Annotated in this window: 22 protein-coding genes; 16 read left to right on the top strand and 6 right to left on the bottom strand. The window is 39.3% G+C overall.

Translation table 11 applies throughout. The features are described 5' to 3' along the window. Positions 1-12 precede the first annotated feature (12 nt). Positions 13-498 (top strand): DUF456 domain-containing protein, encoded by a 486-nt coding sequence (locus tag H514_RS0105405; RefSeq protein WP_027446047.1) that lies wholly within the window; start codon positions 13-15, stop codon positions 496-498. 43 nt (positions 499-541) lie between these two features. On the opposite strand, the gene H514_RS0105400 is transcribed toward H514_RS0105405, so the two are convergent. Then, complete coding sequence (locus tag H514_RS0105400; protein ID WP_197063093.1) at positions 542-847, bottom strand: hypothetical protein; 306 nt, start codon at positions 845-847, stop codon at positions 542-544. A gap of 161 nt (positions 848-1,008) precedes the next feature. On the opposite strand from H514_RS0105400, the gene H514_RS0105395 reads away from it, so the two are divergent. The 4 genes from H514_RS0105395 (at position 1,009) to H514_RS25165 (ending at position 5,031) form a co-directional block, all read left to right on the top strand. Continuing rightward, a complete protein-coding gene (locus H514_RS0105395) occupies positions 1,009-1,278 on the top strand; it encodes a hypothetical protein (RefSeq protein ID WP_027446045.1) in 270 nt (89 codons plus the stop codon). A 456-nt stretch (positions 1,279-1,734) separates the two neighbouring features. After that, positions 1,735-3,252, top strand: coding sequence for a M14 family metallopeptidase (locus H514_RS23910; protein ID WP_051255041.1), 1,518 nt, complete (start codon positions 1,735-1,737; stop codon positions 3,250-3,252). A gap of 140 nt (positions 3,253-3,392) precedes the next feature. Continuing rightward, positions 3,393-3,818, top strand: coding sequence for a hypothetical protein (locus tag H514_RS0105385; RefSeq protein WP_154657331.1), 426 nt, complete (start codon positions 3,393-3,395; stop codon positions 3,816-3,818). A 13-nt stretch (positions 3,819-3,831) separates the two neighbouring features. Next, the gene (locus H514_RS25165; RefSeq protein ID WP_051255040.1) at positions 3,832-5,031 is read left to right on the top strand and encodes a GNAT family N-acetyltransferase; all 1,200 of its coding nucleotides are present in this window, start codon (positions 3,832-3,834) and stop codon (positions 5,029-5,031) included. A gap of 118 nt (positions 5,032-5,149) precedes the next feature. Here H514_RS25165 and H514_RS0105375 read toward each other — a convergent pair whose 3' ends face one another. Continuing rightward, entirely contained in the window at positions 5,150-6,586 is a 1,437-nt protein-coding gene (locus H514_RS0105375) for an NADP-dependent glyceraldehyde-3-phosphate dehydrogenase (RefSeq protein ID WP_027446043.1), read from the bottom strand. Positions 6,587-6,796: 210 nt separating this feature from the next. After that, positions 6,797-7,546: a glycerophosphodiester phosphodiesterase gene (locus H514_RS22535; protein ID WP_036842513.1), complete on the bottom strand. Its 750-nt coding sequence runs from the start codon at positions 7,544-7,546 to the stop codon at positions 6,797-6,799. Positions 7,547-7,752: 206 nt separating this feature from the next. On the opposite strand from H514_RS22535, the gene H514_RS0105365 reads away from it, so the two are divergent. Next, the gene (locus H514_RS0105365) at positions 7,753-9,381 is read left to right on the top strand and encodes a M20/M25/M40 family metallo-hydrolase (protein WP_027446042.1); all 1,629 of its coding nucleotides are present in this window, start codon (positions 7,753-7,755) and stop codon (positions 9,379-9,381) included. Between the two features lie 20 nt (positions 9,382-9,401). Here the strand turns inward: H514_RS0105365 and H514_RS0105360 are convergent, their stop codons facing one another. Then, the gene (locus H514_RS0105360) at positions 9,402-10,943 is read right to left on the bottom strand and encodes an AbgT family transporter (protein ID WP_027446041.1); all 1,542 of its coding nucleotides are present in this window, start codon (positions 10,941-10,943) and stop codon (positions 9,402-9,404) included. A 233-nt stretch (positions 10,944-11,176) separates the two neighbouring features. Between H514_RS0105360 and H514_RS0105355 the strand changes: the two genes are divergently transcribed. The 4 genes from H514_RS0105355 to H514_RS0105340 all read left to right on the top strand — a co-directional run bounded on the left by H514_RS0105355 (position 11,177) and on the right by H514_RS0105340 (position 15,249). Further along, on the top strand, positions 11,177-12,136 hold the full coding sequence (locus H514_RS0105355) for an MBL fold metallo-hydrolase (protein WP_027446040.1): 960 nt from the start codon (positions 11,177-11,179) through the stop codon (positions 12,134-12,136). 12 nt (positions 12,137-12,148) lie between these two features. Next, entirely contained in the window at positions 12,149-12,943 is a 795-nt protein-coding gene (locus H514_RS0105350) for an SDR family NAD(P)-dependent oxidoreductase (RefSeq protein WP_027446039.1), read from the top strand. 220 nt (positions 12,944-13,163) lie between these two features. After that, positions 13,164-14,378: a Y-family DNA polymerase gene (locus H514_RS0105345; protein ID WP_233422673.1), complete on the top strand. Its 1,215-nt coding sequence runs from the start codon at positions 13,164-13,166 to the stop codon at positions 14,376-14,378. A gap of 661 nt (positions 14,379-15,039) precedes the next feature. Beyond that, entirely contained in the window at positions 15,040-15,249 is a 210-nt protein-coding gene (locus H514_RS0105340) for a hypothetical protein (RefSeq protein WP_027446037.1), read from the top strand. A gap of 56 nt (positions 15,250-15,305) precedes the next feature. On the opposite strand, the gene H514_RS0105335 is transcribed toward H514_RS0105340, so the two are convergent. Beyond that, positions 15,306-15,548, bottom strand: coding sequence for an HPr family phosphocarrier protein (locus tag H514_RS0105335; RefSeq protein WP_027446036.1), 243 nt, complete (start codon positions 15,546-15,548; stop codon positions 15,306-15,308). Positions 15,549-15,749: 201 nt separating this feature from the next. Here H514_RS0105335 and H514_RS0105330 point away from each other — a divergent pair, with 201 nt between their 5' ends. Next, the gene (locus tag H514_RS0105330; protein ID WP_027446035.1) at positions 15,750-16,088 is read left to right on the top strand and encodes an iron-sulfur cluster biosynthesis family protein; all 339 of its coding nucleotides are present in this window, start codon (positions 15,750-15,752) and stop codon (positions 16,086-16,088) included. After that, a complete protein-coding gene (locus tag H514_RS24245; RefSeq protein WP_027446034.1) occupies positions 16,081-16,320 on the top strand; it encodes a YqkE family protein in 240 nt (79 codons plus the stop codon). Before H514_RS0105330 ends, H514_RS24245 begins: the two co-directional genes overlap by 8 nt. A gap of 28 nt (positions 16,321-16,348) precedes the next feature. On the opposite strand, the gene H514_RS22530 is transcribed toward H514_RS24245, so the two are convergent. Then, positions 16,349-17,182, bottom strand: a complete 834-nt coding sequence (locus H514_RS22530) for an aldo/keto reductase (RefSeq protein ID WP_051255039.1) — start codon at positions 17,180-17,182, stop codon at positions 16,349-16,351. Between the two features lie 121 nt (positions 17,183-17,303). On the opposite strand from H514_RS22530, the gene H514_RS0105315 reads away from it, so the two are divergent. The 4 genes from H514_RS0105315 (at position 17,304) to fur (ending at position 20,314) form a co-directional block, all read left to right on the top strand. Next, complete coding sequence (locus H514_RS0105315; RefSeq protein ID WP_027446033.1) at positions 17,304-17,852, top strand: NUDIX hydrolase; 549 nt, start codon at positions 17,304-17,306, stop codon at positions 17,850-17,852. 1 nt (position 17,853) lies between these two features. Continuing rightward, positions 17,854-19,011, top strand: coding sequence for an endonuclease Q family protein (locus H514_RS0105310; RefSeq protein WP_027446032.1), 1,158 nt, complete (start codon positions 17,854-17,856; stop codon positions 19,009-19,011). A 102-nt stretch (positions 19,012-19,113) separates the two neighbouring features. Next, positions 19,114-19,755: a stage II sporulation protein M gene (spoIIM, locus tag H514_RS0105305; protein WP_027446031.1), complete on the top strand. Its 642-nt coding sequence runs from the start codon at positions 19,114-19,116 to the stop codon at positions 19,753-19,755. A 106-nt stretch (positions 19,756-19,861) separates the two neighbouring features. Continuing rightward, the gene (fur, locus tag H514_RS0105300) at positions 19,862-20,314 is read left to right on the top strand and encodes a ferric iron uptake transcriptional regulator (protein WP_027446030.1); all 453 of its coding nucleotides are present in this window, start codon (positions 19,862-19,864) and stop codon (positions 20,312-20,314) included. The last annotated feature ends 258 nt before the right edge of the window (positions 20,315-20,572 follow it).

Below are 20,572 nucleotides of genomic sequence, written 5' to 3'. Positions count from 1 at the left end.
GAGATTTAAGGAATGGATTTTGTATTATGGATTATTATAATAGCAAGTTTTATTGTTAGTTACATAGGTCTTATATATCCAGTACTTCCAAGTCCATTATTTTTATGGATTGGGTTGCTGACGTATCAGTTTGGAATTAATTCAGAGGAATTATCACTTTGGTTTTGGCTAACTATGGCTGTCCTTACGTTTATATTGGTAATTTCCGATATTATTATTAACAGTAAGGCAGTTAAACACTATGGTGGGTCAAAATGGGGAGAGCGAATGGCTGGTGTAGGTGTTATTGCAGGATCTTTTGTATTCCCGCCGTTTGGTGTCATTATTGTTCCTTTTATACTTGTCCTTATGACCGAGCTTGTCCAAAAGCGTGAGATGGAAGAAGCTTTTAAGTCTTCACTTGGGGCATTAATTGGATTCCTTGGTGGGACTGTAGCGAAGTTATTTATTCAAACCTTCATTATTATCTGGTTTTTACTGAGCTCTTTTGTATGGTAGAAAACGAAAATGATGTAGCGTCCTAAGAGACGCTACATCATTTTTAGTACCAGTAACCATAAGGATTATAAGGTCCGTAATATGGAGGGTAGTACGGATAATAATATGGGTAATAAGGTCTGTAGAATGGTGCGTATAATGCGCTTCCTAAAAGACCTCCTAATACTCCGCCGAAAAACGGACCGCCAAACCCATACCCTCCATAAAATGGTCGTCGACCGAATCCACCGTAGTATGGACGTCGGCCGAAACCTCCATAAAATACACGTTGATCCTCTTCATTGTGCTCAAGACGTTCATCCAATTCTGTTCTTACAGGTTCATAAGATGTTTGATTAAAATAATGCATTTAATCTCCTCCTGATTCCATTCATTACAGTTTATTCTATGCACGTTAGCCTATGAATGGGTATTTATCACAAAAAAATAGGCTTGTATCTTAATAAAATGTACTGACAATATTTCAGGAAAAGGTTACCATTATAAGAGGTGAGAGGAGGGGAGAAGTGTATGATGTATGTTCAAACGGAAGCCATTTTTCTTACCATTCCGCTTCTGATTATGGTGTATATTGCGTATAAAATTGCAGAGGTTCAAGAAGGTGAAGTTACTGGAACAAATAAGATTAAACTGTTAATTAGTTTAATTGGTGGTTGGCTATTAGCATGTGTATCCGCAATCATTACAAATGTAGTAGGTTTTCCATTCTTATTAATCGCTTTTCTAGTATTATTATTTTATGGGGGAGTCCTTCTGTTGTTGTTCCGATTGAATCTCTAATTCGTATGTAAAAGTGAGGGTTGAATTTGAAGGATTTTCACTGCTGTGCAACGTGTATCCATTTTAAAGTAGAACGCACTGAAGAAGGGGTGAAACGGTTTTGTTCCAGATTGGGATATGAGACAGATCCCACTTGGAAGTTTAATTGTTGGGCACCGAAAGAAAATGTGAAAAGGTTAATCGAAAAAGAACGTCAAAAGTAAAGAGATGCTGAAAGAAGCTTCATTTACATAATGAATGACGAGGGTTACATCACTATAAATTCCTTATTATTCAAAATAAATAGGTCATCTATCTTGAGCATAGTTTTTGAAATCTATAAAACTTTGAAATAAGTAAGTACTTTCGCTTCTGTTTAAAAACTAGGACCTTTGATAGATTTAAAACAACCATTCGTTTCACGTTAGGTTTAAGCATTAATTGAAACGGATATAAGAGAACAGCTAGGAGGTCCATATGAAAAGAATATCGATAATCATCACTGTATTTACACTTATGTTTCTTACGCCTGTACAGGAAATACTGGCAAAGCAAAATATTCAACCTTACCAAACTTATACATATGCCAAAATGAAAGAAGATTTGGTAGAACTGGATGAGCAATATGGTGATCTTGTTGAAGTATATTCCATTGGGGAAACACCTTATAATAGGGAGTTATATTTAGTGAAGTTAGGCTTTGGTAAAGCAAATGCCTTTTATAATGGCTCTCATCATGCTCGTGAATGGATTACCACAACGCTCAATATGAAAATGATTGATACATACGCAAGTGCTTATAACACAAATAGTAGTCTTGGTGGCTATAATGTAAAAGAACTCTTACATAAAACAACCATATGGTTCGTTCCTATGGTGAATCCAGATGGTGTTACCCTTCAGCAGGTTGGTCTGGATGCTTTTCCTAGTAGTGTGCACGAACAATTGATTCAAATGAATGAAGGAAGTACAAACTTTAAGCGATGGAAGGCGAATGCTCAAGGTATTGATTTAAATCGCCAGTATCCTGTTGGGTGGGAAACCGCTCATAACGCTCATCCTGACCCGAATTGGAGAAACTATAAAGGAACAAAACCATTTGAAGCCGAAGAGGCTAAGGTGATGCGCGACATCACACATATTATTCACCCTGATTTATCGCTTGCCTATCATACAGCTGGTAGAGTTCTTTACTGGAATTTTGGTGTTGATTCTGCTGATCTTGAGCGTGACCGCGCTATCACTGAAAAGTATGCAACCTTAGCCGGATATCAAATGGTTCACACAAACTCAGGAGCGGGTTATACTGATTGGATCAATGGGGTGTTTGATAAGCCTGGCATTACCCCTGAACTTGGCTATTACGTCGGTGAAACGGAAGTGAAACCCGATCAGTTCTCTGAGATTTGGAGACGAAACAAACATGCCGGGTTAGCGATGGCAGCAGAAGCGAGTAATGTTAGTAATAAGAATACACAAACAAAGGATCGCGAAAAGGCGTTATTTGTAGATGGTGCTGTAAAAGATGCGTTGTTACCAAACTCAAATGAAACCCTGTATAAACAAGCACAAAATGCCCAAAGAAAGTTAGGGTTATCGTTAGAACAAACGGTAGAATTATATAGTTGGTATCAGAAGTGCGGGGATTCTTGTTCTGTTAAAGACACTAGTTTAAAAGACATTTTCCATGATCTTCAGTACTTCACGAATATGAAATCGAAGCAAGGTATAAAGACTGATCATGCTTGGACCGTTACTTTTGCTACGGACGTCGATAAGGAGTCAATTCATCAAGATAATATTTATGTTTTAAATGAGCAGAACCAAAAAGTTGCATTACAGGATTTTGTGATTAACGGCAACCGTGTGGAAATTAAACCTCCAAAAGGAAACTATGAATCTGGTCGGTCATATACCATCTACGTAAAAGAGATTCAAGCTCCTGATGGGAAGGTAATGAAAAAACCAGTACAAATGCAGTTTACAACTCAATAAGAATTCATTATGAAGTCACAGTTTCGTTTTTGAGCTGTGACTTTTTTATTTAATGGAGGGATTTTTTGTAATTGTCAAGAAACAAGGGGGATCGGAGTTCAAGTTAGATTTATGATGTATATTGAGGTGGTTTAATGATTTTGCGTAAATTTTGTTCGGCTTCTATTTTATTTGTTCTATTATCAATTGCTTTGTTTTTCTTCTTCACCCCACGTGGAGGGATGGGCTATTATGCTGTTTTATTTACTTTTAGCTTATCTACCATTCCTGCAATATTATTCTATGGGTTACCTGTGTCGGCTTTTTCTGAATGGGTCTCTAAAAAATATGCTATAAGTGGTATACTACGCTATTTGCTTTCTGGTTTTGTCCATATTTTTGCTGGTGGATTATTCGTTCTCGTTTTTGGAATAATTTCTTACCCGGGTATCTTTTTGAATATGGATGGTATGTGGGATGTTGGGTTCACCTTCGTTTATCTGGAAATGGTTATATTTTTTCTCTTCTGGTTAATTGATGAACTTCTACGTATAAAGCTTCCGAACAAAACATGGTGTAGAAATTAAAAGGGGTGATTAGATGAAAAATGTAGCGTTAGTAACAGTCTTACATGATCCTAGTGGGAAAATCCTTTCCTTGTTTAGAAGGTTGCAAAGTGAAGTGGAGGCGTTGTATTCAAATCTATATATAACCATCAGTAATGAAACCAATGATGAACTTTGCTTAGCATTAGAGCGAAGCCATTTCAATATTAAAGTGATACCTAAAAAAGGAGCGGCTCATGCTAGGAGGGAGGTTATTCAGTTTGGGCTAGAGGGAGATAACCATTACTATCATTATTGTGATTTTGACAGGCTTTTAACATGGATTGAAAAGGATAAAACAGAGTTAAAAGAGGTCATAGGAGATATTCCAAATCACGACTTTCTTGTACTAGGTCGTACAAAAGAAGCTTTTGATTCTCATCCAACAGAATGGAGAGAAACAGAGAATATCACAAATAAAATATTTTCTCTTGAACTAGGTCAACAAATGGATATCACGGCTGGGACTTGTGCTTTCTCAAGAGAGTGTTCCAGGTACATCCAAAAGTATTCAGAAGCAGCAATGACAGATGCAGAATGGCCTATGATTGTGCATCGAATTGCCGGTATGAAGGTCAATGAGCGCCTTGTGAATGGTTTAGCATACTTAAAAGATATTAACGGAGAAAACAAAGAAGTCAGTGATTCTCAAAAGTGGGTCAATCGATTGAAGCTTAGCTATATTATAAGCGAAACGGCTATAAGTACAGGAAAAGCCCTTAAACCACTTGATTTCCATACAATTGATACAAGCGTTCATCGGGAAACTATTTTGGCATTTCGAAAAGGTTCATTTATTGCTAGTTTTGGTCATGATAGAGATTTTGGCGATGAGGAGAATTATGTGCAATGGGTTAGCGGAAAGGTTCGTGATTTCCCAACTGGATTTGTGATGGTTTATGAAAGTGGGGAGGCTATAGGTCAGTTAGAACTTCAGGTGAAGGAGTTTGAAGCAGAAAAGATTGGTTACATTAATCTTTATTATCTTATTCCTGAAAGAAGAGGTCGAGGGTATGGGAAGGTTTTGCACGATTATGCCATGGAATTTTTTAAAAAGCACCATATAGGCGAATATCATCTACGTGTAGCTCCTGATAACCACCAAGCTATTTCATTCTATAAACGTAACGGAATGGAAGAGATGTATCCAGAGGTAGATGGAAAAGTAATTCGAATGCGTGGGTTTATAACATAATATGTGATTTATCTACTTATGGAATAACTTCTTAAAGATCACTTTTTCCCCCTAAAAATGGTTCCTACATAAAAAAGCATGTAACCTCAATCAGAGTTTACATGCCTTTCTTTATATATTACATATTCAAAATTTTAACCTTGTCACGAACCACAGAAAGCAAGCTGTTGCGGATACCTTGTACGCCGAGGCCTGATCCTTTTACTCCTAAGAATGGGAAGTGGTCTGGGCCGCGTTCTGTTTTTGCGTTAATTTGAACTGATCCGACTTTTAGTTTGTCTGCGATTTTCATTGCATTTTCTGTGTCTTTTGTGAAGACGCTAGCTTGTAATCCGTAATCAGATTGGTTGGAAAGTTCAATTGCTTCGTTTTCATTTGAAATACGAATGATTGGAAGAACTGGACCGAATGGCTCTTCCCAAGCAACTTTCATGTCGCTTGTTACGTGGTCAAGTAATGTCGGATAAATTAAGTTGTCTTCACGCTTATCTCCAACAAGTACGGAAGCTCCTTGATTCTTCGCATCATCAATTAGACTTTGAACGAAATCAGCCGATTTTGTGTTAATGAGTGGTGTGATTACAGCGTTATCTTCTGGCATCCCAACTTTTAAGCTTTTGACTTTGTTCGTGATACGTTCAACAAGTTGGTCTGCTACTTCATCTTGCACAAGAACACGCTTGATTGCTGTACAGCGCTGACCACTATAGCTATAGGCACCTGCTACAATTTCTTCAGCTGCTTTGTCGAGATCAGCATCATTTAAGACGATTGCCGGGTCTTTTCCGCCTAGTTCTAGTACAAGCGGAACCATTGTTGATAGTTGCGCGATGTGACGACCTGTGCCAGTACCACCAGTGAACGTAATCATATCTACACCAGGATGTTGGACTAAATAATCGCCAATTACTGAACCACGGCCTGTTGCTAGAGTAACCAAGCTTTTAGGTAATCCTGCATCAATAAGAGCTTCAATCATTTTAATGCCACTAATTGCGCCTTGAGTTGCAGGCTTAAAGATGACAGAGTTTCCCATCATAAGAGCTGGTGCTACTTTTGAAGCGGATAGGTTTACCGGGTAGTTGAAAGGACCAATTGCTAAAATGGTTCCGAGTGGTTCTTTTTCAACCATACCGATTTTGCTAGGGGACCCACCTTTGAAAGAATCTCCGCGCATAACTTCTCCGTGAATACGTAGTGCATCTTCAACTGTATGGCGAATATAATCTGCAGTTCGACTAACTTCTGATACTGCTGAGCTTTTCTTTTTAGCTACTTCCTGCATGATTGTTTCGCCGATATCTTCCTGGCGTTCTTCGAGAATATCTGCCCATTTATTTAAGATCTCAGCACGCTCTTGAAGAGATGTTTGAGCCCATTGATCTTGAGCTGCTACCGTTTTTTCTATGGAATCGTTAAGTTCTTCTTGAGATAAAGAAGGAACACTTCCGATAAGATCATTTTTGTGAGGAGAATTGATTTCGATCGTAGCCTTAGATTGGCTCTCGTTCCATTCTCCATGAATTAATGTTTTGAATGCTTGGTGTGTTGTAATTGTCATGGCAATACTCCTTTTGCAAAATCTGTGAGGTTTTGTAAACGTGATCTGTATTTTTCTTATTTAGCTTGTATCACAGTTCATATTTTATGATTGATTGCTCAATTTTGCAAAAGATAATTATTATAACATAATGTAAGGGTTTACGTAAGGGGTTTCAAGGAAGAAAATGAAAAAATCCGGCGTTTTATGAAATGATCCGGATTGTTAAGTCTGACTATATTTATGTTTGTAGAGTTCTTTATACTCAATGGCAGAATGGGGAACATCTGTAAATATTCCATTACAGTTTAGCTTATAGCAACGCATTAATCTTGAAGGTCGGTTTACTGTATAAATACGTAATGGTAAATCGTTGTTTTGACAATCTTTCACTAAGCGACGAGTTAACACGGAGTATTTAGTATGCAATCCATTGGCGCCTACTTCACGAACGCGGGCTAATGGATCCTTTACTCGTTTTGATAACAGGAGTGCAGTATCGGCGTCAGGAAACAAGTCGTTATATCTTCTTATGCTGTTTGGGTTAAAGCTAGAAATAACTGTTCTGGTATCCATATTAAAATGTTGGAGTTGTTCTTGAACGATATATTCAATACTTGAATAATCGACAATATTATTTTTTAATTCTAAGTTTAGTTTCAATTTAGTATCTTTGATCCATGTAAGGAATTCTTCTAGTGTTACGATTTGAGTGCCTTTATATTTCGTAGCAAACCAAGAGCCAGTGTCTAAGTTTTTCAATTCTTCATATGTATATTGATAAATAAAGCCTGTTCCATTTGTTGTGCGATTTAAAGATTCATCATGGATAAGCACAGGGATGTGATCTTTTGTTAGCTGAACATCTGTTTCAATACCATCGGCCCCAATTTTTTTGGCAAGCTTAAATGCTGGCATTGTATTTTCAGGTGCAATTTTGCTTGCACCACGGTGAGCATAGATCGCTGTATTCATAATAAGGAAAACCTCCTAAGCATATCTCTATACGTTTTGATTTTGTGCTATTTACCATGAAAAGTCAATGAGTCTCGCTATAAGATTAATGCATAACCAAAGCATAATAAAAGAGGTTATGATAAGGTGTAAGAAATCAGAATTTTGCGACTCAAATATTGATTACATTCATAAAGTGTATGGAGACAGAAATGAGGTGGTTAACGATGAAGCGATGGCAAACGAAGGATTCGCTTGTTGATCTTTTGTGTTCGTTAGTCGAATACCCAAGTATTACGGGAAGCCAAGCAGAAATAGCATTAGTAGAGTATCTTTTTCATCAGTTATCTGAGCGCACCTATTTCCAACAAAACCCAGAACATATTAAGTTGCATCCATTAGATGATGGTCGCAGACTTTTAACAGCTCTTGTAAAGCAAGGTAACTCATCTGATACCGTTGTTCTTTTAAGTCATTTTGACGTAGTTGGAGTTGATGATTTTGGATCTAAGAAAAACTTAGCCTTTCATCCTAAAGCTTTAACGCAAGATTACCATCGATATTTTGATGAATTGCCTGATCCCGTTCAAGAAGACATTCAGACTGGTGAGTGGTTATTTGGACGCGGTATCATGGATATGAAAGCAGGTTTAACCGTCCATTTGTCAATGTTGGAAAAAGCGATGGATGGAGAGTTCGATGGGAATATCCTATTGTTAACGGTTCCGGATGAAGAGGTCAACTCGTTAGGGATGTTACAAGCTTTGCCAGCCCTAACCGAACTACGTGAAGCAGAACAACTCACGTATCGTGCCTGCCTAAATGGAGAGCCGATGTTCAGCCAATATCCAGGAGACCCTCATAATTATGTTTATAGTGGTTCAATTGGAAAGCTTTTGCCCGGTTTTTTTTGCTATGGCAAAGAGACACATGTTGGAGAGCCTTTCGCAGGGTTAAATGCCAACTTAATGGTGAGCTATATCGCTCAAGAGCTTGAGTTAAATGAATCTTTTATCGAAACAGTCGGGAATGAAACAACACCTCCACCTGTGAGTTTGATGCAGCGTGATTTAAAAGAGGAATATTCGGTTCAAACCCCTCAAGCGGCTGTAGCTATGTATAACGTCTTGTATTTAAAGCAATCAACACGAGAAATAAATGAAAAACTTTTGCATGCTGCTTATCGTGCTAGTAAACGAATTACGGGCCATTATAAGAGTAAGGCAGATGCATTTCACCAAGAAAAGCCAGGTCTTGAATTTCCTGAAATGGACGTTAACGTTTTAATGTATGAAGAATTATATGAAGAAGCGGTTTCCCGTTATGGAAGTCATGAAGTGGAGCGTATTCAAAACCTATTGATAAGCCAACGTGAAAAAGGGGATCGTGAATTTTCTACACTTCTTGTACATGAGCTAGCAGCTTTATGTAAAGATCTAGCTCCGATGATTGTGTTGTTCTACAGTCCACCATTTTATCCGTCAGTGTCATCAAAGCAGGATCCTTATATTCAGAATACGCTAGCCTATGTAAAAGATTACACAAGGAAACATTATTATTTAGATTTAGAGGAAATCGAATTCTTCCCGGGATTATCTGACTTAAGCTTCATTGGACCCTCTACAAGTCAGGCTCCGATCGGTACTATGCTTGATAACATGCCTTTAAAGGGAAAGGGATATGATTTATCAGAAAGCATGTTACAAACTCTGCAAATGCCGATTTTAAATGTTGGGCCACGGGGGAAAGATCCTCATCAATGGACAGAAAGACTTGAACTATCTTATAGTTTCGAGTATTTACCGGATATTTTGACCAATACCATCCATCATTTATTAAAAAATCCAGCCCCTTAAAAAGGAGCTGGATTTTTGGTTTATTTACCCCACTGTTGTGGGTCAAAGTTAATACCAGTATCTGGTCCGATTGGGATACCAACGGATACCCAGATGATGAGTACGATAATCCAAATGACAAAGAATGCAATAGAGTATGGGAGCATTGTTGAAACAAGTGTACCAATACCAACGTTCTTATCATATTTTTGTGCGAATGCAATCACTACGGCAAAGTACGTCATAAGTGGAGAGATGACGTTTGTTGTAGAGTCTGCAATACGATAGATTAACGTAGTAAACTCAGGTGTATAACCAAGGTGCATCATGATTGGAACGAAAACGGGTGCCATGATGGCCCATTTCGCTGATGCACTTCCCATAACAAGGTTAATAAGGGCTGCAACAATCATAAACAGAATAACAACACGGAAGTCATCCATTCCTGTTGACTGTAGGAATTGTGCGCCTTTAATCGCTGTGATTTTACCAATATTCGTCTTCGCAAAGAACGCAACGAATTGTGCTGCGAAGAATGAAAGTACAATGAAAGATGCCATTGTTTCCATAGTTTCAGTTAATTGGTTCGCTACATCTTTATCGGATTTAATGTTTTTCGTTACAACACCATAAACAAATCCAGGGATAAAGAATGCCAAGAAGATACTTGGTACAAGATTAAAGAAGAATGGTGACATTAATACATCTTCGTTATTACGTAATGGTGACCACTCAAAAGCAATAAGAAGAGAAAGTAACCCTAGAGTTACTAGTAGAGAAACAAATGAAAGGATTAGACCTTTCTTTTCTTGTTTAGTTAAATAGTTGACTTCTTCAGTAACTTCGCCTTTGTAATCACCAAGACGAGGCTCTACGATACGGTTGGTCACCCAAGTACCGATTGCCGTTAGGATAAATACAGAAGCTGCCATAAAGAAGTAGTTCATCGTATATTGAATCTCGTCAGCGTACTCTGGGAAGCTTGAACCTTTTACAGCTTCAATCGTTAAATCAGCTAGTAATGGATCAAGAGCTGTAAGGGATAGGTTCGCACTGAAACCAGCAGATACACCTGCGAAAGCAGCTGCCAAACCTGCAAGTGGGTGACGACCTAAACCAGCGTATAATACTGCACCTAGAGGTACTAGAACTACGTAACCAGCGTCAGCAGCCATACTGGACATAATACCAGCAAAGACTAACGTTGCTGTAACTAAATAATCTGGTACTGATGTTACGAGGCCACGTAACATAGCTGAGATGAGTCCGGAACGCTCGGCAATACCAATACCTAGCATTGTGACTAGTACGGTACCTAACGGAGCGAATCCTGTGAAGTTAGAGACGAAGTTTTCAAACATATATTTGATTCCTTCGCCAGATAGAAGGTTAAAGACTTTGACTGTTTCACCTTTAACAGGGTCTTCAACCGTAACACCCATGGAAGCCATGATGCCTGAGGCAACCACGATTAGTGCTGCAAATACTGCGAAAATGGTTGCAGGGTGGGGTAGTTTGTTCCCGACACGTTCAATGATGTCTAAGAAACGCATAACCCATCCGCGTTTCTGTGTGTTATCCATGAGGAAATCTTCCTTTCTTTAGTAATTTTCAAACAATTTATCGGTTTTGAGTACTACAGAATTATAGAAAATATCATCGAGAAATGAAAGGCATATTTAAATATACAAAATTCCTTGAAAATTCACACCCTCTATTGGTTGAAAGTGTTAAAGTAGACTAGGAAGATGACAGATACCATAAATGCAGGTACAATAGATAATGAATGATCATTCATTTTACTGGAGGAACGTATATGAAGCAGTTAACAGACACGATTTACCAAGTCTCAATTCCTACACCATTCGCTGTGGGTGATGTACATACATATCTAATAAAAGGTGAAAGTCTCACTTTAATTGATGCAGGAGTTAAAACAGATGAAGCCTGGGAAGCAATGAAGTATGAACTAAATGAACTCGGATATCAACCACATGATATAGAACAGATTGTTTTAACACACCATCACCCCGATCATATCGGACTAGTCGATCGCTTTGAACGTGTGCAAGCCATTTACGGACATCAGGATAATGAACGTTGGTTAACACATGATGAAGCATTTTTTAAACGCTTTAAATCCTTCTTTTATGACTTATATAAAGCTTTTGGAGTAAGTGAAGAGTACGAGGCTTTCTTTAAACACTTACAAGACCCGTTAAAATACGTGGGAAAAGGTTCTTTATCAAAAGCTCTTAAAGAAGGAGATGTGGTACCTGGTCACCCTGAGTGGAAAGTGCTGGAAACTGCTGGTCACGCAGAGAGTCATTTGTCTTTTTATCGTGAGGAAGACTCAAGCATGATTTCTGGGGATCATTTGCTTCAGCACATTTCATCTAATCCTTTACTGGAACCTCCACGCTATCCAGGAGGAGAGCGTCCGAGGCCTTTGGTGACGTATCGTAAAACGTTAAAGAAGTGTTTGAATATGCCTATTGGAACGGTTTATCCTGGTCATGGTTCGATTTTCAAAGAGCCACACGAATTGATTCAATCTCGTTTAGTTAAACAGGAGGAGCGAGCGGGAAAAGTGTATAATATGCTCAAAGAGCCGCAAACACCATTTACTGTGTGCAAACAATTATTCCCTCGCCATATTGAAAAACAATTTGGGTTAACGATGTCTGAGACTATGGGACAGCTCGATTATCTTGAAACTACTAATCGTGTGAACATAGAATTACAAGATGGTGTTCATTATTATCAGGCGAAATGATTGGAGAATTTCATGAGTGAACGAATGAATGGCAAGAATATTGTCATAACTGGAGCATCCAGTGGTATAGGAGAACGTCTAGCTATCCGTGTTGCGGAAGCGGGTGCCGTACCGGTTTTGCTAGCGCGTAATGAGGACAAATTACGAATGCTGAGTGATCGGATAAGGGAAACGTATGGAGTGGAAGCTTTCTGGTATCCATGTGATTTAGCTGACAAAGAAGCAATTCAAAAGTGTTTTCAGCATTTATTCAAAGAAGTGGGCCGTATTGATGCTCTGGTGAACAACGCTGGATTTGGTGTTTTTGAGCGCGTTGAAGACACTAGCATGGATGCGTTTCGCTCGATGTTTGATGTGAATGTGATAGGGCTGATCCATTGTGTGAAAGAAGTACTTCCTTTTATGAAAGAAGCAAGAGAAGGTCACATCGTAAACATTGCCTCACAAGCGGGTAAAATTTCTACTCCCAAAAGCGCTGGTTATGCCTCAACGAAGCATGCTGTTCTCGGATTTACGAACGGTCTTCGTATGGAAATCGATTCTTATAATATTGGAGTAACGGCGGTTAATTTGGGACCCGTTCGGACGAACTTTTTTGAGACAGCAGATCCTGGAGGTACATATATTAAATCTGTAGAGCGTTATATGTTAGACCCGGATGATGTAGCCAAGAAAGTGGTTGAACATTTATTTACTTCTAAGAGAGAAATCAATATGCCTCAATGGATGGAATTAGGAGCCAAAGCCTATCAACTTGCACCTGGATTGATGGAAAAAATGTTAGGTAAACAATTTAAGAAAAAATGATGGGAGAACTGCTACGTGGATGCGTGGCAGTTTTTTTATGTACTATCCTGAATTACTTTCCTACAGTTATGTCGAAAAATGGAAACCATCTCCACTTGCAAAACCGAACATATATTCGCATAATAAGAAGTACAACATGTCGTTTCAGGAGGGAACGAAGGTGACCAACCCATCTATTGATTATAATTCTTTTCCAGATCGGAAAATTCTTTGTGTGGATATGAAAAGCTTTTATGCTAGTTGTGCTGCGATTTCAATGGGATTAGATCCACTGACGAGTCACATTGCAGTCGTTGCGGATTTGAATCGACCAGGAAGCGTTGTACTAGCAGCTTCTCCTGCTTTAAAGAAAGACTTTAATATCCGAACAGGAAATCGGCTATTTGAAATTCCTGATGATCCACGTATTCACTTAGTATCTGCCCAAATGCGCATGTATTTGCAAGTATCAACGGAAATCACGCGTCTGTTCCATCGTTTTGTTCCAAAAGAGGCTATTCATACTTACAGTGTGGATGAAAGCTTTCTTGATGTAACCGGAACGGAAAAGTTGTGGGGAGATGCCGAAGAAGTTGCGCGCCGGATTCGAAAAGAGCTTTTGGAGACGTTTCAGCTCCCGTGTGCCATCGGGATTGGGCCGAATATGCTCATGTCCAAGTTGTGTTTGGATTTAGAGGCAAAAAAATACGGAGTAGCGGAGTGGACGTATGATCAAATTCCTGAAAAGCTCTGGCCGGTAGCTCCGTTACGTGAGATGTGGGGAATCGGATCACGGATGGAAAAGCGCCTTAACCGTCTAGGAATCACAACTGTTGGGCAACTTGCTAAATTTCCTTTAGAACAGCTCGAAAAAATATTTGGTGTAATGGGGAATCAATTATTTTATCATGCGAATGGAGTAGATTTGTCTGAACTGGGAGCCCCGATTATGGAGGGCCAGATCAGTTTTGGGAAGAGTCAGATTCTCATGCGCGATTATCCGGATCCAGAAGAAGTGCGTTATGTTATTTTGGAGATGTGTGAAGAGGTCGCAAAACGGACGCGTGCCAATCACAAAGCAGGTCGAACCATCAGCTTAGGGATTGGTTACAGTAAGGACGACGGGGGAGGTGGCTTTCACCGTTCCCAGTCTATTGACATCCCAACGAATATTACAACGGAAATTTATGATGTTTGCATTCAATTGTTTAACCAATTTTACGAGCAAAAGACAGTTCGCAAAATTTCGATTGCCTTGTCCAATATTACGGAGGATGAGGGTATGCAGCTTAGTTTATTTGAACCTGAGCGTGATAAGAAGCGTGATCTTGGTTATGTAATGGATGAGATTCGAGATAAATATGGAAAAGATGCCTTACTCCGTGCTGTTTCTTATACAAAAGCCGGAACTGCCAAGCATCGAAGTAAGCTTGTTGGTGGGCATTATGCGGAATAGGTTGAACGCCTTTATTCAACAATCTGGCAGTAAAGTGGAATAATGGTGTGGAGTGGTTCCGTTGCTTTTATGGAGTGCGGCGGGCTGTGGAACGGGTTGCTTTCCTGCGGACGAACTATCGAGCCTCCTCAGTCACTCTGTTCCCTGCGGGGTCTCGCTAGCCCGTTTGACCGCTGGAGTCAACCCGTTCCACAGCCCACCTTAGCCGAATGGTGACTAACGGAACCGCTGCTAACGTAAGGTATTCTGATTTAGAATAGAAGTTAAATTTCACATGCATCAAAGTGATCTAAAGCCTTATATGTAGAGCTGAAATACAGTTTCCTTAAGCAATAGATAAAATGATCTCAGCCATGGGTCCGTTAACTTTCATATCAGCAAAGGGGTGAGGGAAACGGCAAACTCCCGCGGTAGAAAGGGCGGACGAGATCCCGCAGAGAGCTTGCGAACGAGGAAGCTCGGCCGGTCTTCCGCAGGAGTATTGCCGTTTCACTGAACCCCTTACTCTCTTTCCGGCAACGGACTCCTCCCAGCTTTATCTCGAAGCCAGGTATTCAACAAACGGGGGCTTATATGAAATGGGATTTAACAGAACATTCATGAAAAAGGAATGTCCAAAATAAAATGAAATAAGCAGTCTGTACGGTAAGGGGGGGAGACGGTGGCACCTGAAGGAGAAGGAGTTGTATCGGTTTGGTTATGGGTTTTAATATTAGTCCTCACTGCTATTCCAATAGTGAACCTGCTTTCTCTTGTGACCTTAGCGTTTTTCGTTCAAAATCAAAACCTCCAAAACTATGGGAAAGCTTCTTTAATTGTCATTGTCATCCCCACCACATTCTTTTGGTTATTAAGATACTTAAGCGGCTGATGTGCAAATAAAAAAAGCGGTTGGACACTTCAATTGTCAACCGCTTTTATAAATTCTTACTCTTGAAACAAACCTGAGTCAAGCAACACCTGTTTAATTTCCTCTTCATGATCCCCCTGAACATCAATCGTAACTTCATGACCAGGTTGTAAGGAAACAGCTAAAACACCAAGTAGGCTTTTTGCATCGACAACCCATTGGTCTTTTTTGACTAGAATTGTGTCTGAGAATTCACTCATTTGATTAACAAATTGACTTGCTGATTCAGCGAAAATAGGTTTTTGTACAGTAAGTTTCACAAGAATCCCTCCTCAATAATCTACCTTTAGTATAGAGGTTCTTTAAATCATTTCCCATCCTCAATTCTCAAATAACAGAAAATTGTGTTAAGCGCCTAAAAATAGCCAACAAAACTGTGCAAATTTGATAAAAGAAAGTCCTTAGTATTGCAAAGTTACCGGCGATTTTTTACCATTAGTATCAACAAGAGGTGAACAACAATGAAGCTAACGATAACAGATGAAGCACTGCATCAGTTGCAGTTATTACAACCAGAAGGTCGGCCAAATTTACGAATGGAATATGATAGTGATGGATGTGGCTGTGGCGTTAATGGCATGCCATCGATTTATTTTACAAATGAGTCAACCGAATACGATATAAAAGTAGAGAATGAACATTACACAATTTTCTTAGATGAGCAACAAAAGATATTTTTTAAACCCGTTATGACATTAGAGTGGAATAAACGGTTGTTTCGGTTGAAAAGTCCTGAGGGAATGCTGAATCCATCGCTTTCTTCTGCAAGTATTAAGCAAGGAGGAGACCCACGTGAGTAAAGCAAAAAAACAAAAACAGGAACAAGAGGGAACGTTAAAAGAACTTTTAGGGGACGACATGCTTGAGCAACTTCGCTCGAAAAAGTCAGACTTGAAAAAGCAAGAGGAGCAACGTCAGGAAGAAGAAAGACGTCGGAAAGCTGAAGAACGTAAGCGTCGTGAAGCAAACAAAAGCTTTGAAGAGCTTCTTAATGAAAGTGATATGGATTGGAAACAGTTCAAAGATAAATAAGGGAAATGCCCTCTTACCAAGTGTGTGGTCAGAGGGCATTTTTAAGCTTTAGCGATGTTTTTGATACACAATCGGTCTTGTTACTTGCTGGGTGCTTCAATACATACTGAAGGGCAATCGCCTGTAATGAACGCTCTTCCGTTGCATGGTCTTGTAAGTTCTCCACCATGTGTTTAATTTCATCATAAGAATAGGAAAGATGGCCATTTTGTGCTTTTTCTTCTACTTTTTCTAAGCCGCGATCACTTAGCATGCCTTTAGCAAGTGGCCCACGAGCTAAGACGCTAATATGATTCTCTTGAAGAAGGTCCAACACCTCTTCTTCTGGTCGACGATCAAATAAGCTATATTGCATCATGACGCTTACAATATTCGAACGTTTAACGTATTCTCGTATGACATTAGGGCGGATGGAAGAAATGCCGTAATAACGTACGACACCTTCTTTTACGAGGTCTTCAAAAGCTTCAATCGTCTCATCAATTGGGTCTTCAATTGTACCTCCGTGCAATTGATAAAGGTCTATATAATCTGTGCCTAAACGGCGCAAGCTCTCTTTTACTTCCTCTTTTATATACGCTTTAGAAGGGTCCCAAAACCAATCCTCTTTTTCTTTGTTGAAGTTATTTCCAACTTTGGTGCCTAGAACGACTTCATCACGACGCCCTTTCAAGGCTTTACCAACGATTTTTTCGTTTTCACCAAAATCATATAAGTCAGCTGTATCCACGTAATTAATTCCCGCATCAAGAGCGCGGTCAATAATATCTTTTGCGTGCGACTCATTTGTACCTAGAGACATGCACCCTAGGCCTATTTCTGAAATGTATAAATCAGATTTACCTACTTGTCGTTTATTCAAGGGCGTTTCATCCTTTCAAAGTGGGTTATACCTATTGTATCGATGAGGAATGGGAGACTCAAATAATATACTAGTTCGTGTGTTAAAATAGGAGCACGTTAACGGAAAGGGAGAATTTGTGATGAAAAAATTTGAAGAACAAACAATTCAAACGGAGTCGATTTATAAAGGGAAAGTCATCTCCTTACAGGTGGATGATGTAGAACTGCCGAATGGTAAAACATCAAAAAGAGAATTAGTGAAACATCCTGGAGCAGTTGCGATCCTTGCGATTACACCTGAAAACAAAATTGTCATGGTGGAACAATACCGAAAGCCACTAGAGCGTTCAATTGTGGAAATTCCAGCGGGGAAACTAGAGCCTGGAGAGGAACCAAAGCAAACGGCTATGAGAGAGTTGGAAGAAGAGACAGGCTATAAAACAGATGATCTTGAGTTTATAACATCCTTTGCAACATCCCCTGGTTTTGCAGATGAAGTCATTTATATTTATTTAGCGAACAACATTGAAAAAGCTGAGAACAAGCTTGAGGGAGACGATGATGAGTTTGTAGAGCTTATAGAAGCAACTGTCGAAGAAGCGGAGCAATTTGAAAAAGACGAACGGATATGGGATGCCAAAACAGCGTATGCACTGTTATATGCAAAAGCGAAAGGGATTTTGGGGTAATATGGAAACATACTATATGGATTTACATATTCATATTGGACGTACCATGCATGGAGACCCTGTAAAGATAACTGCATCTGAGCAGCTGACCTTAACGAATATTGTAGAAGAAGCTGCTTATCGGAAAGGTCTTCATATGATTGGGGTTATCGACGGGCAGGTGCCAGCTGTACAGTCTGAAGTTATTCAATTAATCGAGCGTGGCCAAGCCGATGAATTACAAGACGGAGGTATCCAGTACGGTCCTTTAACATTACTATTAGGTTCTGAGATTGAGGTTTATGATGAACATTGTCAGGGTCCCATTCATGTCCTTTGTTATTTTCCGTATATGGAGACGATGCAACAGTTTACCGTGTGGTTAAGTGAACGGATGAAAAATATCAACTTAAGCTCACAACGTTATTACGGTAGTGCTATAGAGTTGCAACAAAAGGTGAGAGAGCTAGGTGGAATATTTATCCCAGCTCATATGTTTACACCATTCAAGAGTTTATATGGGAAGGGTGTAAAGCAGTCACTAGAAGAAGTGTTTAACCCAGAGCTGATTGATGCAGTAGAGCTTGGTCTAAGTGCCGATTCCCAAATGGCAGACTCGCTATCCCAGTTACACGACTTTACGTTTTTATCGAACTCAGATGCACATTCGATCCCCAAAATTGCACGAGAATACCAGAGTGTTCAGTTACAAGCACCTACTTTTGAAGAGTTAAGGTTGGCACTTCAAAAAAAAGATGGTCGAGGGGTCCTTGCGAACTATGGGATGAATCCTCTTTTAGGAAAGTACCATCAAACTGTATGTGCTGAATGTCTATCAGAAAAAGAATTTAACCAAGAATGTCCAAAGTGTGGTTCAATAAAATCCGTCCGAGGCGTAGCAGATCGAATTGATGAACTTTCAGATTTTGAGGGGACAAGGGAAGGACGCCCTCCATACGTCTATCAAATTCCTCTAGAATATATACCAAAACTTGGTCCAAAAACACTTGAAAAATTGTTAGATGTTTTCGTAACAGAGATGAGTATTTTACACGATGCTACGTTAGAAGAGCTACGAGAAGTTGTTCCGAAGCAGTTAGCTGAAAGGATTGTAATGAACCGAAAAGGAGAGTTGTCGATAGAAGCCGGTGGTGGCGGGCGCTATGGTCGTGTGACATAATCTCTATCATCTTTTCTATTTTTTTATAGTCTATTTGATCAAAATCCTTCATAGATTTGTAATACGACTAGAAAATGAAGCGGTAGATTGGAGGATTTTGAAATGTATGTCAAAGGGTCATTAGCGTCACAACATGTTCGCGAAAATGCGAGTATTTATGTGTTTGTCTCTTTATTATTTCTGATCGGGATCATTTTTGGTGCTGTGATTGTTAATAGTATGAATCCTATACAAAAACATGATTTATTCTTTTACTTAGACCGATTTTTTACTGAGATGTTACGTGAGTCAGTTGCAAGTTCAGAAAGTTTGTTTAAATCCAGTTTCTTTTACCATTTAAAATATTTGTTGTTTATCTTTATATTAGGTCTTTCTGTAATCGGGATGCCTATTATATGGATATTACTATTTATGAAAGGTGTAGTCGTTGGTTTTTCTGTAGGTTTCTTAGTAAATCAAATGGGCTGGTATGGACTTTTAATGGCTGCAGCATCCATCGCTCCTCAGAACTTAATTATTATTCCGGTTTATTTAATTGCGGGAAGTTTGGCTATGATCTTTTCACTTTCCCTTATTCAAAAGCTAGTGGCAAAAAAGATTCAACAACAATCTTTACTACCAGCCTTGATGAGGTATAGTTTTATTTTCCTTTTGTTATTTTTAGCTCTCAATGTAGCAGCTCTAATTGAATCATTTATTTCACCAGATGCATTGAAAAATGTAATTGAAATGACCTACAAATAATAACCGTTTTAATATAATATCTGTTTTAATTTAAAATGATTTTAATTTGACACTCCTTTTGAATCTGCTTATAATGATAAGTGGATATACGAGGGAGGGACCGGATATGGAACACCGCATTGAAAAAATAAAAAAACAACTCCATTCCCAGAGTTATAAGCTAACACCTCAACGTGAAGCGACTGTTCGAGTGTTGTTAGAACATGAAGAGGATCATTTAAGTGCCGAAGACGTATACCTCCTCGTAAAAGAAAAAGCACCGGAAATTGGTTTAGCTACAGTTTATCGTACTTTAGAATTGTTATCAGAGTTAAAAGTTGTAGACAAGATCAACTTTGGGGATGGCGTCTCTAGATACGATCTTCGTAAAGAGGGAGCAGAGCATTTCCATCACCATCTCGTTTGTGTGGAGTGCGGTTCGGTTGAAGAAATTGAGGAAGATTTACTTACTGATGTTGAGAGCCAGGTTGAACGTGATTGGGGCTTCCAAGTGAAGGATCATCGTTTAACTTTTCATGGTATCTGCAAAAAATGTCAGGTCGTCACAGTCAATTCATAATGAATGTACGAGAACCTTTTTTCCAGTTGGAAGAAAGGTTTTTTAATGTTTTGAGGTAGGAATTATTCAATATTATGGCAGGATTGTTGAAGACTTGAAACTGAGAGGAGTCCGTTGCTGATGAGTAATTTGTTCCGGTCAGTGAAACGGCAAGCCTGTTGTGGAAGAAAAGCCGAGCCTCCTCGTGCCTGCGGGGTCTCGTCTTCCCTTTGTTACCACGACAGTTTGCCGTTTCCTTCCCTCCACGCGATTATGGAG

Source organism: Pontibacillus marinus BH030004 = DSM 16465 (genome assembly GCF_000425225.1).
GTDB classification, from domain to species: Bacteria; Bacillota; Bacilli; order Bacillales; family BH030062; genus Pontibacillus; species Pontibacillus marinus.
Note: the sequence above shows the minus strand (reverse complement) of the source record. Positions and strands in the feature narration are given on the sequence as shown.

Coding starts and splice junctions, on each gene's coding strand:
- H514_RS0105405 (WP_027446047.1), top strand. CDS start 13: ATGGATTTTGTATTATGGATTATTATAATAGCAAGTTTTATTGTTAGT.
- H514_RS0105400 (WP_197063093.1), bottom strand. CDS start 847: ATGCATTATTTTAATCAAACATCTTATGAACCTGTAAGAACAGAATTG.
- H514_RS0105395 (WP_027446045.1), top strand. CDS start 1,009: ATGATGTATGTTCAAACGGAAGCCATTTTTCTTACCATTCCGCTTCTG.
- H514_RS23910 (WP_051255041.1), top strand. CDS start 1,735: ATGAAAAGAATATCGATAATCATCACTGTATTTACACTTATGTTTCTT.
- H514_RS25165 (WP_051255040.1), top strand. CDS start 3,832: ATGAAAAATGTAGCGTTAGTAACAGTCTTACATGATCCTAGTGGGAAA.
- H514_RS22535 (WP_036842513.1), bottom strand. CDS start 7,546: ATGAATACAGCGATCTATGCTCACCGTGGTGCAAGCAAAATTGCACCT.
- H514_RS0105365 (WP_027446042.1), top strand. CDS start 7,753: ATGAAGCGATGGCAAACGAAGGATTCGCTTGTTGATCTTTTGTGTTCG.
- H514_RS0105360 (WP_027446041.1), bottom strand. CDS start 10,943: ATGGATAACACACAGAAACGCGGATGGGTTATGCGTTTCTTAGACATC.
- H514_RS0105355 (WP_027446040.1), top strand. CDS start 11,177: ATGAAGCAGTTAACAGACACGATTTACCAAGTCTCAATTCCTACACCA.
- H514_RS0105350 (WP_027446039.1), top strand. CDS start 12,149: ATGAGTGAACGAATGAATGGCAAGAATATTGTCATAACTGGAGCATCC.
- H514_RS0105345 (WP_233422673.1), top strand. CDS start 13,164: ATGAAAAGCTTTTATGCTAGTTGTGCTGCGATTTCAATGGGATTAGAT.
- H514_RS0105330 (WP_027446035.1), top strand. CDS start 15,750: ATGAAGCTAACGATAACAGATGAAGCACTGCATCAGTTGCAGTTATTA.
- H514_RS0105315 (WP_027446033.1), top strand. CDS start 17,304: ATGAAAAAATTTGAAGAACAAACAATTCAAACGGAGTCGATTTATAAA.
- H514_RS0105310 (WP_027446032.1), top strand. CDS start 17,854: ATGGAAACATACTATATGGATTTACATATTCATATTGGACGTACCATG.
- spoIIM (WP_027446031.1), top strand. CDS start 19,114: ATGTATGTCAAAGGGTCATTAGCGTCACAACATGTTCGCGAAAATGCG.
- fur (WP_027446030.1), top strand. CDS start 19,862: ATGGAACACCGCATTGAAAAAATAAAAAAACAACTCCATTCCCAGAGT.